Origin of the sequence: Actibacterium atlanticum (assembly GCF_000671395.1) — a bacterium.
In the GTDB taxonomy this organism is placed as follows: Bacteria; Pseudomonadota; Alphaproteobacteria; order Rhodobacterales; family Rhodobacteraceae; genus Actibacterium_D; species Actibacterium_D atlanticum.
In genome coordinates this window covers 213,266-230,488 of record NZ_AQQY01000006.1, presented here as the reverse complement: position 1 = coordinate 230,488, position 17,223 = coordinate 213,266, and the positions used below count along the sequence as shown (strand labels likewise).

17 protein-coding genes and 1 tRNA gene are annotated in these 17,223 nt (G+C 59.7%); 5 read left to right on the top strand and 13 right to left on the bottom strand.

All coding sequences use genetic code 11. The features are described from left to right. Positions 1-315 precede the first annotated feature (315 nt). From ATO10_RS11065 to ATO10_RS11050, 4 genes are all read left to right on the top strand, one after another. On the top strand, positions 316-2,427 hold the full coding sequence (locus tag ATO10_RS11065; RefSeq protein ID WP_081806500.1) for a YjbH domain-containing protein: 2,112 nt from the start codon (positions 316-318) through the stop codon (positions 2,425-2,427). Further along, a complete protein-coding gene (locus tag ATO10_RS16005; protein WP_051598093.1) occupies positions 2,424-3,065 on the top strand; it encodes a YjbF family lipoprotein in 642 nt (213 codons plus the stop codon). Before ATO10_RS11065 ends, ATO10_RS16005 begins: the two co-directional genes overlap by 4 nt. Positions 3,066-3,141: 76 nt before the next feature. Next, positions 3,142-4,509 (top strand): polysaccharide biosynthesis/export family protein, encoded by a 1,368-nt coding sequence (locus ATO10_RS11055; RefSeq protein WP_238323474.1) that lies wholly within the window; start codon positions 3,142-3,144, stop codon positions 4,507-4,509. 122 nt (positions 4,510-4,631) lie between these two features. Next, entirely contained in the window at positions 4,632-5,684 is a 1,053-nt protein-coding gene (locus tag ATO10_RS11050) for an MraY family glycosyltransferase (protein ID WP_035251391.1), read from the top strand. An 11-nt stretch (positions 5,685-5,695) separates the two neighbouring features. Here ATO10_RS11050 and kdsA read toward each other — a convergent pair whose 3' ends face one another. From kdsA to ATO10_RS11010, 8 genes are read right to left on the bottom strand one after another with little or no spacing between them, the layout of a single operon-like run. After that, positions 5,696-6,520 carry a 3-deoxy-8-phosphooctulonate synthase gene (gene kdsA, locus ATO10_RS11045; protein ID WP_035251389.1) on the bottom strand — a complete coding sequence of 275 codons (825 nt, stop codon included), beginning with the start codon at positions 6,518-6,520 and terminating at the stop codon, positions 5,696-5,698. A gap of 57 nt (positions 6,521-6,577) precedes the next feature. Then, positions 6,578-7,513 (bottom strand): AEC family transporter, encoded by a 936-nt coding sequence (locus ATO10_RS11040; protein ID WP_035251388.1) that lies wholly within the window; start codon positions 7,511-7,513, stop codon positions 6,578-6,580. Beyond that, complete coding sequence (locus ATO10_RS11035) at positions 7,510-8,316, bottom strand: MBL fold metallo-hydrolase (protein WP_035251387.1); 807 nt, start codon at positions 8,314-8,316, stop codon at positions 7,510-7,512. Before ATO10_RS11035 ends, ATO10_RS11040 begins: the two co-directional genes overlap by 4 nt. Further along, the gene (locus ATO10_RS11030) at positions 8,316-9,122 is read right to left on the bottom strand and encodes a TatD family hydrolase (RefSeq protein WP_035251386.1); all 807 of its coding nucleotides are present in this window, start codon (positions 9,120-9,122) and stop codon (positions 8,316-8,318) included. Before ATO10_RS11030 ends, ATO10_RS11035 begins: the two co-directional genes overlap by 1 nt. Before the next feature lie 8 nt (positions 9,123-9,130). Continuing rightward, positions 9,131-10,261, bottom strand: a complete 1,131-nt coding sequence (locus ATO10_RS11025) for a DNA polymerase III subunit delta' (protein WP_035251385.1) — start codon at positions 10,259-10,261, stop codon at positions 9,131-9,133. Next, complete coding sequence (tmk, locus tag ATO10_RS11020) at positions 10,258-10,881, bottom strand: dTMP kinase (RefSeq protein ID WP_035251384.1); 624 nt, start codon at positions 10,879-10,881, stop codon at positions 10,258-10,260. Before tmk ends, ATO10_RS11025 begins: the two co-directional genes overlap by 4 nt. A gap of 2 nt (positions 10,882-10,883) precedes the next feature. After that, positions 10,884-12,050, bottom strand: a complete 1,167-nt coding sequence (locus tag ATO10_RS11015) for a D-alanyl-D-alanine carboxypeptidase family protein (RefSeq protein WP_420313642.1) — start codon at positions 12,048-12,050, stop codon at positions 10,884-10,886. A 10-nt stretch (positions 12,051-12,060) separates the two neighbouring features. Further along, on the bottom strand, positions 12,061-12,927 hold the full coding sequence (locus ATO10_RS11010) for an SPOR domain-containing protein (protein ID WP_035251383.1): 867 nt from the start codon (positions 12,925-12,927) through the stop codon (positions 12,061-12,063). 200 nt (positions 12,928-13,127) lie between these two features. Between ATO10_RS11010 and ATO10_RS11005 the strand changes: the two genes are divergently transcribed. Continuing rightward, positions 13,128-13,217: transfer RNA gene (locus tag ATO10_RS11005), tRNA-Ser, on the top strand. A 108-nt stretch (positions 13,218-13,325) separates the two neighbouring features. Here ATO10_RS11005 and ATO10_RS11000 read toward each other — a convergent pair. The 5 genes from ATO10_RS11000 to ATO10_RS10980 all read right to left on the bottom strand — a co-directional run bounded on the left by ATO10_RS11000 (position 13,326) and on the right by ATO10_RS10980 (position 17,210). Further along, the gene (locus ATO10_RS11000) at positions 13,326-14,345 is read right to left on the bottom strand and encodes a tyrosine-type recombinase/integrase (RefSeq protein ID WP_051598092.1); all 1,020 of its coding nucleotides are present in this window, start codon (positions 14,343-14,345) and stop codon (positions 13,326-13,328) included. Positions 14,346-14,564: 219 nt separating this feature from the next. Further along, the gene (locus ATO10_RS10995; protein ID WP_035251382.1) at positions 14,565-15,008 is read right to left on the bottom strand and encodes a helix-turn-helix domain-containing protein; all 444 of its coding nucleotides are present in this window, start codon (positions 15,006-15,008) and stop codon (positions 14,565-14,567) included. A gap of 6 nt (positions 15,009-15,014) precedes the next feature. Beyond that, complete coding sequence (locus tag ATO10_RS10990) at positions 15,015-15,215, bottom strand: helix-turn-helix domain-containing protein (protein WP_035251381.1); 201 nt, start codon at positions 15,213-15,215, stop codon at positions 15,015-15,017. A gap of 93 nt (positions 15,216-15,308) precedes the next feature. Beyond that, positions 15,309-16,115 carry a hypothetical protein gene (locus ATO10_RS10985; protein WP_035251380.1) on the bottom strand — a complete coding sequence of 269 codons (807 nt, stop codon included), beginning with the start codon at positions 16,113-16,115 and terminating at the stop codon, positions 15,309-15,311. Then, a complete protein-coding gene (locus tag ATO10_RS10980; RefSeq protein ID WP_155886752.1) occupies positions 16,116-17,210 on the bottom strand; it encodes a hypothetical protein in 1,095 nt (364 codons plus the stop codon). Between the last annotated feature and the right edge of the window lie 13 nt (positions 17,211-17,223).

The following is a 17,223-nucleotide window of genomic DNA, read 5'->3' as shown; positions in this document are numbered from 1 at the left end:
CCCGGTTCGCTGGGCGCTTTTTTCATGCGCGCCAGCGCCGCAAGGGCGGCACTTACATCACGCACGCGCAAGCCATTGGGTGATTCTGGGGTAAGCCGTCCTTTGGATGGAATCACCCCGGCGTTGCAAAGCAATTGTTTAAATTCTGATCTGATTGGGCACGTTTTTGCCGGGTTTTGTCGCGGTGCACAGTTGCGCGTCAGGTTTTTGCAACAATGTCTCGAATTGCGGGGACACGACGTTGGGCGTACTGGCCAAGCCAGCGGATTGCTGTAGAAGCTGCTGGGCAGAAATACGTGAGGACTGTGCGACGTGATGCATAAGGCAATACGCATCTGTCTGGCCGGGATGGCCATGACGCCCTGTGTGGCAATGGGGCAAGAGGCGCCGTCTCTTTCATTCTACGGGACTTCTGGTCTGATCGACATGCCCACAGGGTTTGCACAGCCTGATGGTCAGCTGTCGACCACGATCAGCCATTTTGGGCCGACGTCGAAATACACGCTGACGTTTCAGATTGCGCCGCGTTTGTCGGGCTCGTTCCGGTATTCGATCATCAGTGACTTCGATGCGGGCGGTCAGTCGCGTTATGACCGTAGTTTCGATTTACGCTATCAGCTGCTTGAGGAAACTGCCTATCAGCCGGCTGTGTCCGTGGGGATTCAGGATTTTGGCGGTACCGGTGTTCTGGCGGCGGAATATCTTGTGGCCTCCAAGCATTTCACGCCGCGCTTTTCGGGCACCGTCGGGATCGGCTGGGGGCGTTATGGCACTTACAACGGGTTCACCAACCCCTTGGGCATCCTGAACGACGGGTTTGAAACGCGCCCGGCCAACGGAGGCGGTATCAACACCACGGGACGGCTGGATTTTGACCAGTGGTTTCGCGGCGATGCGGCCTTGTTTGCCGGGGTGCAGTGGCAGGCAACCGATAAGCTGACGCTGACGGCAGAGTATTCATCAGATGATTATAGCGCCGAGGAAAGCCGGGGGCTGCTGACCCATAAATCGCCGCTAAACTTTGGCGCCAGCTATCAGTTTGAAAACGGCTGGACGCTGGGTGGGTATTATCTTTATGGCTCGGAATTCGGGGTGAACCTGACCTATGGTTTCAACCCCAAGACGCCAAGCTATCCCGGCGGGCGCGAAGAATCCCCCGAACCGATATCGCCACGCAACGCGCTGGCCGCAGCCAGCTGGGGCGACACCTGGCAGCAGGAGCCGCGCCGCGAGCAGCAGCTTAAAGATGTGCTGGCGGCCGAGTTGAAAAACGAGGGGCTGCGTCTGGACGGGTTTGACCTGACCCCGACCAGCGCCACCGTCCTGTTGCGCAACCGGCGTTTTGATGCCAGCGGGCAGGCTGTGGGGCGCACCGCACGCGTGATGGCCAACACCTTGCCGCCCAGTGTCGAAACCTTCGTGATCGTGCCCGTGGAAAAAGGGCAGCCACAGTCAAAAATCACCCTGAAGCGGGATGATTTGGAAGAGCTGGAGTTTGCACTGGACGGGGCCTGGAAGTCATATGTCCGGGCCGATATCGAAGACGCAGCGGATGTGTCGGTTGAGGCGATAGAGGGGCTGTACCCCCGCCTGAGCTATGGGGTGAAGCCTTACTTCCGTCCCTCGTTGTTTGACCCGGATAACCCGCTGCGGGCCGATTTTGGCGCCCAGTTCGATCTAAGCTACACCCCTCGCCCCGGTTTGATCTTTTCGGGCAGTCTGCGCCAGCCGATCATCGGCAACCTTGACGAAGTCACCCGGACGTCGAACTCGGTTCTGCCGCGCGTGCGATCAGATTCCGGCCTTTACGAAGTCCAGTCAGAACTGGAGCTTAGCTATCTGACGACTGAATATTTCTTTCGCCCCGGCGCCAACCTGTACGGTCGCGTGACGGCAGGGTATCTGGAGCGGATGTATGGTGGGATTTCCGGAGAAGTCCTTTGGAAACCCGTCACAGGCCCCTGGGCTTTTGGGGTTGAACTGAACTATGTCAAACAGCGGGATTTCGACCTTGGCCTTGGCTTTCAAAGCTATGACATCGTGACCGGCCATGCGTCGGCCTATTACGAATTCGGCGATGGCTATCTGGCGCAGGTCGATGTGGGCCGGTATCTGGCTGGGGATTGGGGCGCGACCTTTGCCTTGGATCGCGAGTTTGCCAATGGCGTGCGGGTCGGGGCCTATTTCACCCTGACGGACGTGCCGTTCAGCGATTTCGGCGAGGGCTCTTTTGACAAGGGCATCCGGATTACGATCCCGACGTCGGTTCTGTCGGGCGAACCCACCAAAAGTGGCTTTAGCACGTCGATCAGCCCGGTCACCCGTGATGGCGGCGCACGGCTGAATGTGCGCAACCGTCTGTATGGGCTTACGCGTGATTATCACGATCCGGAGCTGGCAAAGAGCTGGGGGAAATTCTGGCGATGAAACCTTTGCTGAAGGCCATAGGATTGTGCGCGCTGGCGTTGGGCATGGGCTGTTCTTCGGAAGATGGACCCAGCCAGTTGGATGAATTGCGCGGCAAAACCCGCTCCGAAGACGAGATCAACCGTGCCTTCTCGCGCGCGCAGCTGTTGTTGCAGCAGGGGCGCCCCGGGCTGCTGGTGGGGGTTGAAGAGTTTGGCAAGGTTGCCCCGATGCTGTTGTTGAACATGCGGGACGGGCGCGCGACTTGGATCACCACCGATGATGTTTCCATTATCACCCATCAAGGGATGCTGGAGGGCACGCGCGGCATAAGCTTTGACCTGATTACGGCGGACCTGTCGCAGGTGATGCCGCTGGTTCTGGGCCGCCGAGAAGGGCAGGCCAAGCGGTTTCACAGTTATCTAGGGGGCGAAAACGAAACCGTGTTTCGCAGTTATGTGTGTGACGTGACCAATTCCGGGCCACGGGAGTTTACCCTTGCCGGTGCGCAATACACCGCAACTTTGATGTCAGAGGACTGCGTCGGCCCTGCCTCGCAGTTCACCAACCTATACTGGGTGCGCGGCGCAGAAATTGTGCAATCGCGCCAGTGGGTCAGCGAAGGAGCTGGCGCATTGCAGATCGGGCTTGTCCCGTAATGCCCACAAGCCCTAAACAGTCAACGGACGTACGTGTCAAATTCTGGCGCGGTCCGAACGGAACGGAGATTGAACCTTGCGATTTCAGCTAATTGCCGCGGCCGCAGCTGCTTTTGCGCTTTCGGGCTGTGGCGTGATCTATCACAGCCCCACCGTTCAAAGCGGTGCCACGGATTCATCGCAAGTACGGGTTATGCCGATTACCGCTGAAAATGCGTTGCTGGCCAATCAGGTGGATTACCAGCCACGCAGCCTGCCCGCGGTGTTTTCGCAATATGCCGGAGGCGGCAGCCTGCGCGGTGCAGGGGCGCTGCCCGAGCCGGTGTTCGAACCCGAACAAAACCCGGGCCAGTTGAATGTGCGCATTCCGCCTGCTGTGAACCCCGGCCCCTACCGGATTGGCGTTGGCGATGTACTGTTGCTGGCAACGCAAACTGCCGGGTCGACGGTTGAGGAATTGTCTGGCCTTCTGGCTGCGCAAAACCGCCGTCAGGGATATACCGTGCAAGATGACGGGGTGATTGCGATTCCTGATGTTGGCCGTGTCGGCGTCGCCGGGCTGACCCTGGAAGAGGCCGAAGCCGAACTGTTCCGCCGTCTGGTGGAAAATCAGATTGATCCGACTTTCAGCCTTGAGATCGCCGAGTTCAATTCCAAGAAAGTTTCAATTGGCGGGGCGGTTAGCAAGCCGACGGTCGCGCCCATCACGCTGACTCCGCTCTTTTTGGATGCGGCATTGGCTGCGGCGGGCGGGGTGACGGCCTCGGATCTGGATTATGCATCGGTGCGGATTTATCGCGCCGGAACGCTGTACCAGATTCCGCTGTCCGAGCTTTACGCCCGCACCGGGTTGCGCCGGGTGCAGCTGGTGGATGGCGACAGCGTTTTCGTCGACACCGAGTATGATCTGGAACAGGCGCAAAGCTATTTCGAAGAGCAAATCCAGCTGGCACAGTTCAAGCAAAGCTCGCGTCAGGCGGCCCTTGCCGAGCTGGACACCGAAATCAGCATTCGCCGTGCCTCTTTGCAGGAACAGCGCGAGAATTTCGACCGTCGGTTTGAATATGGCGGGGTCGAGCGTGACTATGTGTACCTGACCGGTGAGGTGCGCCGTCAGTCGCGCTTTGCGCTGCCGTTTGGCCATTCGGCCTCGCTGGCGGATGCGCTGTTTGACAATGCGGGCGGTTTGTCGACGACCTTTGCCGATGTGCGCCAGATTTACGTGTTGCGGGGCTCGCCCGATCCGCGTGAATTCAGCGGGGTAACCGCATGGCAACTGGACGCTTCGAATGCGGCGAACCTTCTGCTGGCGACCCGGTTTGAACTGCGCCCCAATGACGTGGTCTTTGTGTCAGAGCAGCCGGTCACGCGCTGGAACCGCACCATCAGCCAGATCATCCCGACCCTGGGCCTGGCCGATACTGCGACCGATATTGGCAACTGATCTAGCCTTTTGTGCCGGGTCTTTGTGGCCCGGCCGATGGGCCAAACATTGTTTTGCGCGCCGTTTTGCGGTACCAGCGCAAAACCAAGGTTAATAACACCGAAAACAGGTGAACGAGCAGTATGATTACCGAATTTCTTGTCAACGCGTTGGGCGACGTCTGGGGGCCGATCCGGCTTTTGACCTCAATTCTGGTTTTGGCGTCGCTTGGATCGTTGCTGTCGACTGCCGCCAGCCTGTTCCTGCTGCCACGGCTGTGGCATCTGGCCACGACCGACAAGGGCCGTGCGCATGCGTTCAACGCCGAGGCCAGCGTGGGCAAACCGATGGGGGTGGGGATCTTCATGATCCTGTTCACCCTGGTGGCGACGATCCTGTTCGTGCCCTTCGATCTGAAGGTTTACCTGTGCATGCTGGTGCTGTTTGCGGCCTCGCTGGTGGGCTTTGGCGATGATGTCAAAGAGGGCGGCTATAGCGAACTGACCCTTGGCGTCAGCGATCTGTTTCTGGCGCTCGCGGCCAGTCTGATCATCCTTTATGGCGAAGATCAGAACATGTGGCTTCCCTTCACCGATATGGTGTTTGAAGTGCCCTATTGGCTGGCTGTGGCGATCTATACACCGGTGGTCTGGCTGTCGATCAATGCGCTGAACTGCAATGACGGGGTGGATGGTCTGTCGGGCAGCCTGTCGGCGGTGACGATCACGGTTTTGGGGTTCATCATGTATTCCGCCGTTGGCAACGTCGAAAACGCCGAATACCTGTTGCTGCCCTTCAAGCCCGAGGCTGCCTATTGGGTCATTGTCTCGGCCATTCTGGTCGGCTCGATCCTGGGCTACCTGTGGTACAACGCCCCGCCCAGCGTGGCGCTGATGGGCGACGCCGGGTCGCGCCCGATCGGGCTGTTCATCGGCATGTGCATCGTTGTGGTGGGCAATCCGACACTGATCTTCTTTGTCGCCGGGCTGATCCTGGTGAATGGCGCCACGGGGCTGGTAAAGGTTGCCCTGATCCGCATCTTCCGTATTCGGTTGCTCAGCTCGGTACGGTTTCCGCTGCACGACCATTCGCGCAAGAACCTGAACTGGTCAAACTCGCAGGTGCTGATCCGTTATCTGCTGATCCACATCGGAACCCTGTGGTTCCTGATGCTGTTGCTGCTGAAGGTCCGCTAAGGGCGGGGGCGTTACAGCCCCTTCACCAGCTTATCAATCGCGCTGAGTTCCGCCAGAACGCCACCCAACTTGTCGACCGCCACCATGTTGGGGCCATCGCAAGGCGCGTTATCGGGGTCTTGGTGGGTCTCGATAAACACCGCCCCGGTGCCCACGGCCACCGCTGCACGCGCCAAGGGCGCCACGAATTCACGTTGCCCGCCGCTGGAGGTGCCTTGCCCGCCGGGCAGTTGCACCGAGTGCGTCGCGTCAAACACCACCGGATAGCCGGTTTGCGCCATGATCGGCAGTGATCGCATATCGGACACCAGCATGTTATAGCCAAAGCTGGCCCCGCGTTCGCACAGCATGATGTTTTCATTGCCGGTCGAGGCGATCTTGGCCGCCACATGCTGCATGTCCCAAGGCGCAAGGAACTGCCCCTTTTTAACGTTGATCGCTTTGCCGGTTTCCCCTGCAGCCAGCAAAAGATCGGTCTGACGGCTAAGAAACGCCGGGATTTGCAACACGTCCACCGCCTGTGCGGCGCGGTTCACCTGTTCGATGTCATGCACGTCGGTGATGACCGGGCAGCCGAACTCCTGGCCGATGGTGGCCAGCACCTCGAGCCCGTGATCAATCCCCATGCCGCGCGCGGCATCCACCGACGAGCGGTTTGCCTTGTCAAAGCTCGATTTAAAAATGACGTTGGTGCCGGTGGGCGCGGCGGCTTCCAGCACTTTTTCGGCCATCATCCGGGCATGGTCGAGCGATTCAAGCTGGCAAGGCCCGGCGATCAGGGTGAAGGGCGCGTCATTCGAGACGGTGATATCTTTGATCTGAACGGTCTTGGCCATTGGATGCTCCTTGGTGTTGGCCCCTGCTACCCCATGGCAGGGGGCGCGCGCAAGGGATCAGGGCAGGACCAGCAGCCATAGCCAGGCTGTAAAGATCGATGCCGCGGTGCCCAACAGCACCGCCGACGCCGCAACCCGTTTGGCGGTGTTGTAGAGCGATGCAAAGATATAGGCGTTCACCCCCGGTGCCATCGCCGCGGTCACCACCATGGAGCGCATCTGTTCGGTGCTTAGCCCCTGAAGCTTGCCCAACGAATAGGCCAGTATAGGGTGCAGGATCAGCGACAGGCAGGTCACAAACAGGATGGTGCGAAAATCGCCTTCGGGGCGATAGAAATACAGCACGCCCCCCAGCCCGAACAGCGCGGCGGGCAGGGCGGCGCGGATCATCAGGTCCAGCGCGTCCCAGACGGGGCCGGGCAGGGGCAGGCCCGTCAGGTTGACGACAAATCCCAGCGCGATCCCCAGCACCAGTGCGTTGGAGAACATCGCCCGCAGGATCGACAGCACCGTTGCACCAAAGCGTTTGCGCGACTTGCGGGCGCGGGCGATTTCCATCGCGGTGATGCCAAGGCCATAGCAGATCGGCGAGTGGACCGAGATGATCGCGAAGTTCGCCGCCAGCGCATCACTGCCATAGGCGCGTTCGGTGATCGGCACGCCCAGCAAAAGCGAGTTCGAAAACAGCGCGACAAAGCCGATGGCAACGCTGTCTTCCCAGCTGCGGTCAAACAGCATCCGCGCGCCGGTCAGGCCAATGGTGAAACTGATGATCGCGGCGATATAGAAACTGCTGAGCAGGCGCAGATCAAACTCCTGCCCCAGATCCAGCCGTGAAATGGCGGCAAACAGCAGACAGGGTAGGGCGAACTTCTGGGCGAAGTTCATCAGCCCGTCCAGCCCGCTTTCGGTGATGATTTTGCTCCAGACCGAGATATACCCCGCGCCGATGATCAAAAAGACCGGCAGGATAACTTCGATCAGCGCGCTCATTGCTCGGGTACCTGAAAGCGCAGGATCATCCCATCATAAGCGGGGCGGATGTGATCAGGTGTTTCGTCGGCGACTGTGGCGTAATCCAGATCAATATGCATGTTGGTCAGCACCGCCTGTTGCGGGGCCAGCCGCTCGATCCATTCCAACGCTTTGTCCAGATGGGCGTGGGTCGGATGCGGGGTGCGGCGCAGGGCGTCGACGATGAACGTCTCAAGCCCATCCAGCGTGGGCCATGCGTCGTCGTATATTTCAGCAACATCGGGCAGATAGGCCAAATCGCCGATGCGGAAGCCAAGCGCGTCAATCGCGCCATGGTTCACCTTGAACGGTGTCAGGGTGATCGCGCCGCCGGGGCCGTCGATGACTACATCGCCATCTATCGTGTGCATATTAAGGATTGGCGGGTAGGGGCTGTCCTCGGGCTGGGTGAAGGCATAGCCAAACCGGCTATAGAGCGACTCTTGCGTGGGGCCATCGGCCCAGACCGGCAGGCGTTCCTTGGTGTTGAACACGATCTGGCGCAGATCATCCAGCCCGTGCACATGATCGGCGTGCGAATGGGTATAGACCACCGCGTCCAACCGTCCGATCCCGGCGTCCAACAGTTGGGCGCGCATGTCGGGTGTGGTGTCGATCAGCACGGTGGTGGTGCCGGAATCGGCCTCGCGTTCGATCAGCAGCGAGCAGCGTCTGCGGGTGTTTTTCGGGTTCTCAGGGTCGCAAGCCCCCCAGTGCCCGCCCAAGCGCGGCACCCCGCCCGACGAGCCGCAGCCCAGAATGGTGAAACGGATTTCGGCCATCAGGCGGCCTCCTGCCATTGGCTGACTTTGGTGAACAGCCGATCAAAATTCGCCTGCGTCTGGGCGGCAAATTCGGCGTAGTCCATGCCGAATACCTCGGCCCCTTTGCGGGCGGTGTGGGCAACGTAAGCCGGTTCATTACGCTTACCGCGATAGGGCGGGGGCGCCAGATAGGGCGCGTCGGTTTCCACCAGAATGCGATCCACCGGGGCGGCGGCGAAAATATCGCGCAGCTCTTGGCTTTTGGGGAAGGCGGCGATGCCGGACATCGACAGATAGAACCCTAGATCAAGCGCAGCCTTGGCCAGCTCGGCCGAGGACGAGAAGCAATGCATCACGCAGCTGAAGGGCGCGTTGGCGTTTTCCTCGGCCAGGATGCGGGCCATGTCGTCGTCGGCGGCGCGGGCGTGGATGATCAGTGGCAGGCCGGTGGTGGCCGCGGCGGCGCAGTGAATGCGCAGGCTGTCCTTTTGCACCTGCGCGCTGTCGGCGGTGTAGTGGTAATCCAGACCGGTTTCGCCAATGCCGACGCATTTGGGGTGTTGGTCCAGCGCAATCAGCTCATCGAGCGTGGCCATCGGTTCCTCGGCGGCGCTCATCGGGTGGGTGCCGGCGGCAAAGAACACGGGCGCATAGGTTTCAGCGATGGCCTGCACCTGTTGCAGTTGGCGCAGCTTGGTGCAGATGGTGACCATACGGGTAACCCCCGCCGCCTGCGCGCGCGCAATCACGTCGGGCAGTTCATCTTTGAAATCGGGGAAATCAATGTGGCAGTGGCTGTCAGTGATGTGCGGTTCTTGGGTCATTATCCGGCCTAACGGGCGGCCAAAGATGCCGCGGTCTGATCAATCCTGAGAACCGTATCAAGGATGAGCGCGGCAGGGTCAAGATTGACCGCGTGCCCGCGCCGCACCCGCGCCCCAAGTTCTTGGGCTGTCTGCGCCCAGATGCGTGCTGAATGGGCATCGGGGCAAAGCCGCGCCATCAATTCGGCCTCGCCCTGGGCGGCTTGCGGGTCGGGCAGGGCGCCTGCACCGCTGCGCGCCAGACGTGTCATGAACAGGTCCAACAGGTTGAGCATCAGATCAAACCGATCCGCCGCCGCTTTGCCCACCACGCTTTGCGCCAAGGCCAGCGCCTTGGGGCGATCCAGTTGGGGCAGGTCGTGGAACAGGGCGATCAGATCGCGATAGAGCGCTTCGCCACCCAGATTGGCCAGCCGCACCGCCGCCCCAACTGAGCCGCCTGACAGCGCGGCAAGGGCTTGATGATCGTCCAGCTCGACCCCGGCTTGATGCAGGGCATCCGCCATATCCTGCGGCGCCAGCGTGCCCAGCCGCAGCGCGCGACAGCGCGAGCGGATCGTCGGCAACAGGCGCGACGGCTGATGCGAGATCAGCAGTAAAGTGGTGTTCGCCGGGGGTTCCTCAAGCAATTTCAGAACAGCGTTCGCGGCGGAGGGATTCATTTCATCGGCGCTGTCGATGATCGCCACGCGCCGCCCGCCATCCGTCGCCGACAGCCCGAAGAAGGACTTCATCTTGCGCACCTCATCGACGGTGATGACGGTCTTGAGGCCCTTTTTCTTATGGTCATAGGCCCGGCGCATCAGGAACAGCCCCGGATCAGACAGGGCCGCCACGCGATGCGCGACCGGGTGGTCGGGCGAGATGTCCAATGACGTCGGCGCGGGCGGGGCGCCAAACAGGCTGTCGCCGTCATCCATGGGCGTGGCCAGCAAAAACCGAGCAATGCGCCACGCAAGGGTGGCTTTGCCCACGCCTTCGGCACCTGAAATCAGCCAGCCGTGGTGCAGACGGTCTGAGTTGAACGCGTCCAGAAAATCGGCCTCGGCCTGCGCATGGCCGTAGAGGGTGACGGTTTCACGTGGATGCGGCGCGCCTTCGACGCGGTCGGCTTCGGGCAGATCGTCATCAACGCTCATGCCAGCCGCTTTTCGACCAGTGCGGCCACGTCGGCGGCCACGGCATCAATATCGCGATCGCCGTCGATCACGACGCAGCGGTCTGGGAATTCCTGCGCCAGTGCCAGAAACCCGGCGCGCATGCGCTGTTGCAATGCGATCCCGAAATCCTCGAACCGTTCTTCCGTGCCTTCGCGCCCCTTGGCGCGGGACAAGCCTGTGGTCGGGTCCATGTCGATGATCACCGTCAGGTCAGGCTCGCGCCCGATCATCAGGCTGTGCAGCTGATCGACCACGCCGCGCAGATCGCCGCGCGTGATGCCCTGATAGAGCCGGGTGGAATCGGCGAACCTGTCACAGATCACGATCTGGCCAGCCTCTACCGCCGGTTGGATGGTCTTTTCCAGATGGTCGCGACGGGCGGCGGTGAACAGCAAAATCTCGGTTTCAGCCGACCATCGGTCCGGGTCGCCTTGCAGCACCAAAGAGCGGATTTCTTCGGCCCCGGCGCTGCCGCCCGGTTCGCGGGTCAGCACCACGTCGCGGCCTGCGTTGCGCAGATGATCCGCCAGCAGACGGGCCTGGGTGGATTTGCCCGAGCCGTCGATGCCTTCAAAGGTGATAAAAGTTCCGCAGGTCATTGTCAGAACTGAGTGGCACCTGCAGCGAATTTATTCAAGAGCACAGAGGCCGCGGTGCGCAAACGGGTGACAACGCCGCCCTTGGCCACATCCGTTGCGGCGACCAACGGTACGCGCGCGGCGTCCATGCCGGGAACGTCGATGATCAGCGTGCCCAGTTCCTGCCCGGCAGCAATCGGGGCGGTGATCGGGTTGTTGTATTCGATATGGGCGGGCAGATCGCCGGGGATGATGGCGGGCAGCAGCAGACTGACGTCATTTGCCACGGTCAGGTCAACGGCGCCTTGCGCGCCCAGCCACACATCGGCCTGCGCCAGCTGGGTGCCCTGCGGCACCACGGTGCGTTGCACGAACTGGCGGAAGGCCCAGTTGATCAGGCGTTCGCTTTCTTCGGCGCGTTCGCGTTCGGACGTCAGGCCGGAAATCACAACGATCACCCGGCGCTTGCCCTGCATGGCCGAGCCAACAAGGCCATATCCGGCCTCATTCGTGTGGCCGGTTTTCAGCCCGTCGGCGCCCACGCCCAGTTTCAGCAGCGGGTTGCGGTTGAACCGGTTCTGCGGCGCGCGGCCATCAAAGCCGAACTCGGCCTCGGCGAAATAGCGATAATAGTCGGGGAACTCGGTGATCAGCCGGTTGGCCAAGGTGGCCAGATCCTGCATGCTCATCCGCTGACCCGGATGTGGCCAGCCCGAGGCATTGGCGAAGCTGGAGTTTTCCATGCCCAGAACGGCGGCGCGTTCGGTCATCAGGCGGGCGAAGGCGGCCTCGGTGCCTGCCAGCCCTTCGGCGACGACAACACAAGCGTCATTGCCTGACAGCACGATGATGCCGCGGATCAGGTCTTCGACGGTGGGGCGGTCACGGGTGGTCAGGAACATGGTCGAGCCGCCCATATCCATCGCCGCTTGCGACACTGAAAACTGTGTTCCCAGCGTTACCCGGCCATCGCGCAGGGCCTCAAACAACATGTTCAGCGTCATCAGCTTGGACATGGACGCCGGCGGAAGCGGCGTCTGCGCGTTTTTGTTCATCAGCACGGTGCCGGTGGTTTGATCCAGCACATAGGCCGCGGTGGCGCGGGTTTCAAAGGCGGATGCCGGCGCCCCAAAGGCCAGCGCGGCGACGCTGATCAGGGCAAGGCGGCGAAGCAGGCGGAAGGCTTTCACGAGCGTCCTCTTAGTTTGTCACGGCGTAGGCGTCGCCAAAGCCCAGCCCTTTGACCTTTTTCAGAAGCGCGCTGCGATCTGCGCTGCTGGAGGCCGGGCCGACGACGACGCGCCAGAATTTCTTGCCGTTGCTTTCCTGTTCATAGACGGTCGGCTCGATCCCATTGCCGCGCAGAAGGCTTGCGGTGCTGGAGGCGTTGGATTCGATGCTGAAGATACCGATCTGAACAAACGGTTTGGTCAGGCTGCCTGAGGCCGGGGCCGCGGCGGTTGTGGCGACGGGGGCCGGGGCCGCGGTGCCCGCTGCCGGGGTAATATCGCCCACGGGTTCCATGGGCTTGCCCTCGGCCGCGTCAATCGCGGCGGCGGCGGCGGCGATTGGGTCCAGCTCGGCCGATTCAATGGTTTCATTCGACACCACGGGTTCTTCGGGCACCTCCTGCTTGCGCAGGGCGGTGACGTTCAGCAAGGTCGGTTGACCGGCCAGCATCCCCAGGGCCGAGGCCGCATCCGAGCTGACCTGAATCTTGGGGCCGGGGTTTTCGCGTTCGCGCCGGAACAGCGCGCCAATCACGAATTTACCGTTGCTTTCATTGCGGATGATCACCCGTTCCGGGTCGGTGACGCCGGGATAGGCCACCCAGACACCGCCCAACGATGGGCGTCCGTCCCACAGACCGTTTTCATTGGCCTGAAACACATCCGGAGCCTCGACATCGCGTTCTACCAGCTTGGTTGTTGTGGTCGGCGCGGGCTCGGTGACATCGCTACTGCCCGAAGGTGGCAACAGGGTGAATTGCCCGTTTTCATCGCATCCGGCCAGCGCCAGCGACGCGCAAAGCGCACAAGCCCCCATGCGGAAAGGAAAAACTGCCATAACTTGCCCCCTTCGCCGCGACCTGCCCGGTGCGCGGCATTTACCTGCCTGTGACGCCCGTGGTTCTAAAGCCCCCGTAACGTGCGGGCATGATAGCGGTGGTCACATCACATGGGAAGGGCACTGCAGGGGGGGGTGGCAAAATTTGGCCAGCCGGGTCTTTCAGAATCGCCTGATGGGCGCTAAGCCGTTGTTCTGCCGGAGGAGTGGCAGAGTGGTCGAATGCACTGGTCTTGAAAACCAGCGTGGGTTAACGCCTACCGTGGGTTCGAATCCCACCTCCTCCGCCATAATTTTGGTTTAATGTGTTGTTTTTCAATAATTTATTGAGGGTGGTTGTTGAGTGTTCCCACACTTGTTCCCACATTTTTCTTTTACTGCAAATGCTGTTCTCCACGTCAATCTTGCCCCGTAACTAAACGGCGCTGATCGTCGCGATTGATTTGCCCGTAGCTGCGAAGCGTGGTCAAAACATCAGTGTGGCCCAAATTCTGGGACGTTGCCACCAGCTCAGCCACTGAACCGCAGGTCTTTGCAACGTGTCGGGCCAGCATATGCCGGAAGGCGTGGGGGCCATAGGCGGGCATTCCGGCATTGTCGAAGGCGGTATTGACGATCTTGCGAACGGGTTCTGTCGTTTTCCAATGGGCACGGGTGAAGCCATCAGCGGTGAAACCCGTGTTTGAATGGGCTTTGAGTGCGGTTGCGGGAAAAAGCGGATCATCGGGGCTGTAGAGCGCGGTTTCGTCGAGATAAGTGATCCAATCAGCCAAAGCGACTTCGGCCTCTTTAAAACCTTTGGCAAAGAACGTGTCTATTTGCTTGCCGAACTTAGTGGCCACCTCGCGCGGGTTTTGGGAAACAGATTTCTCATCCAAGTCCAGATGCTTGATTTTGAGCGAGGTAAGCGCAGCCACGCGGATGCCCGTCAAGCACAGCAGCGCAAAGATAGCTTTGTCGCGCTTCTGACGCGGCGTGGCGCTGGGCATTCGTTCCAAAGCACGCTTGGCTTGGCGGATGCTGGGTGCCGGTCGCTCGGGGGCGGCACGGGCTTCGGCCTCATCTCTCAACGACAATTTGAAGTAATTGGCATCGGCGGCTTTGATACGGCGGCGAAAGCCATCTTGCTGAGAGAGCCAAAGAGTGAAGGCGCGCATCGTTGCCATGATCGCGCGCGTGGTGGACTTGGCGAGCGGCTTACCGGTTGGCCCTTTGGCGTGATCCAGATGGGCACGAAAACCCACAGCCCAATCAATGTGGAACTTGGCAAAATCCTTGCGCCCATTCCAAACGTCGAAGCGTTCAAGCGCTGCGATTTCTCGATCCAAGGTTTTGTCCGACACCTGTTCGGAATGCTTGCGGTAGGTGAGAAAGGCGCGCTTCGTGCGTTCGTTCTTTTCATTTGGAGCTTTGGTCATATCAGAACCTCTTTGGCTGACGGTATATGGTATTCGGTGGTGATTTCTGCGAGGCTTGAGAATGGGCCATAACAAGCCCTGCGTGCGTGACCCGCTTGTTGCAGGGATGGGGCAAAACGAGGTTCATGCTGGTGATCAAAAAGCATGCCAATCGCTTGAGTGTCGAAGTGGAAGTTCAGGGGGGTGCATGTCCACCACCTTAATGTCGATTCAGGGCGGCTATTCCACCACAACGCCTTTGACAGTCCGGGCTTCATCGCGGATGGTCAAATCGAAGACCTTGGACAGCATTGGCACCTGCGTGTGAGCAACTGGCTTGTGCATGATCGTGTCGCACACGCCGCAGATCGCCGTGAGTTTGGCGCGCTCGCCAGTCACTTCACAATCAACCAGTCCGCTGGCCGGTTTGCGCGCATCTCGACATTTCAAACAAAAGAACTGATCTGGTCCCACAAGCGTTTTGCGCGCGCTGCGCTGGGCTTTGATGAACGCAATCAGCGTATCGCCACGTATCAAGGTCGGTCGCTCTTGCGTCATTGCTGGAAGTCCGCCTTTGATCCACGCGCGCACTGTCCGTTCAGAGACGCCGGTGATGTCCGCCGCCTCTTGAATGGTGTAGCAGCAGACCGATTTGATTCCGGTTATTTTTGCTGACTTTGGCATGGGGCCTTATCCCTGGTGCTGTGCAAGCCAGTCGCGAATGGCATCTACCAGAATGAGCCGCCGTGTACCGATCTTGATGCTGGGCAGATCACCTTTTGCCAATGCGGCGTAAAGTGTTGTGCGCCCAATCCCGGCGAGCCGTGCGGCTTCATCAGGTGATACGGCAATGGGCGGTTGAGGTTGGTGTGTTTTTTTCTGGTCCGTCATTGTTCGAACTCCATCGTTAGAAGATGAGTGAACCTTGGCGGACGAGAGGTGGGTCAAAACATAGCGTAGGTTTTGACCCAGTTATGACCCAGTCTAAGCCTTTGCGATTGCGCGCTTTATTGTGGACAGAGATGGGAGTGGTTCATTTGATCTGGCGGACTTCAAAAATGCTTGAATGGCTCGCGCTTCTTCATTTGTGCCGGGTAGCGCCATCCCTGTTTTTCGGCGTTCACCAATGAGTTTCGGAAGCGTGATTGCGTATGGGCTTGGTCGCCCACCCGTTTGCGTCACCGGCGCGCCTGCAACGGTTAGAAGGTCCGCTTCGAACTCTAAACGACCCGTTGTTTCATCGATTGATAGGCAGTCTTCGATGTGCAGAGTTTTGAATGGTGGGCACGCCAATTCGCCATACGCCGTCACGATGACGCCAAACCTGGCCTTTGCCTCGCGCGCCAGTGCAGCTTCCAATGATCGAAGATCATTAGCATCTTGCAAGGTGGGTTGGAAATAAACGGCCACGTCTGCTGACGTGCAGGACACAACGCCAACACGCCAAGTATGACCATCAATCGGGATGGTTTTGCTACGCTTGCAATCCAAACAATCTGCGAGGTTCTCAACCAGTCGCACCAAGTTTGGCCGGATGGCAATCAGTTCCGACCGCGCTTTAACGGTGAACCCCAGATCAGGGCAATAGATGCCATACTCGCCCAATTCAAAGACCACATCCGCGTCATGTGGTTGGTCGCAATCATCACAGTGAACGGATTGAACAATGCCAACCTCCTCAACGTATCCGCTTTCGATCAAAAACCTGAAAGCTGTGAACGACTGGTATTGCGCAGCGGAAACTGGTGCTTTCTGCGCGATGATCTCGGCAAGCAGGCGCGCGGCGTCCACTTATGCCGCCTCAATTACGTCGGCGTCTTCGGGTGGCGGCGCAACGAGCTTCCACCTTTCCAGCAGGCGCATGACAAACTGACGGTCGGTTTCAGTTTTGTTGGGAATCGTCGTGGTGTTCGGCGTGCGCAAGGTAATGGTCAGGGTTCGTGCCCGTTTGCCCTCTTGCGCTTTCAGGAAAATTCTCAATGTCGCGCCGGTGATCGTCCATCCGCGCGTCTTGAGTGGTGACACTTCACCAAAGTGCCGCGTGAGAAACTGATAAACTGTTTCGTCTTCGCCGCGTCGTTCAAATCGGGCAAAGCCCCCGCCAGTTGCGAAGCATTCGAGCGCTGACACTTCGACACGGTCAATCCCGCCCGATGGCTCAATTACGAAACTGGGGTGCGCGCGCAGCGTCTCTAACAAAACCTCTCGACGCGGTGCTTCAATCGGTGGTGGTGTATCCGGCGCAAAATGCTTGGAAAAGACGGTCGCATATTGATCCCGCATTTTCTTTCCACCGTTTGCGCAAATCTCGACGATCCGGTTTGTGGGATCGCACGCGATGCCAACCTCCATCACGCGCTGAAAAACTTGCCGTTCCAACCCTTCCGACGCGCCAAAGGCCAGTTCACTGGCCGCACGGTCTTCGACATAAATCGTGGCGTGGACGATCTCGGACTCTTCACCCGTGATGGGGTGAATGCGAAAAGAGGTATACCAATCCGCTTCGCGTTTGCGGTGATCCGGCAATTCCAGAATACCAATTGCATCGGACACAAACGCTGTTCGGGCATCTTCACTTTCTAAGGCCCACGGTTTGCCGTCATCTTCGAACTGGAATGCCGACCAGCTCTTACCGCCGTAGCGCTGGCTGAGAGACGCAAGCACACCAACACGCTCTAGGGCTTGTGGGTGATCTATTGCAAGCATCAGGATCACATCCTGCACGCCTTCCAACCCTTCCAAATCAATGCCCAGCGCGGGGCAAATCTGTTCGGCAGCCAACATGCCCTTATCATTGGCAAGGCTGGCGAGGTGATCCAGCTCGGCTTTCAACGCATCTTGTTTGCGGGTGGTCAGATCATCAAGCAGGGCGCTGATTTCCGTCACAAGGGCCTTTCCC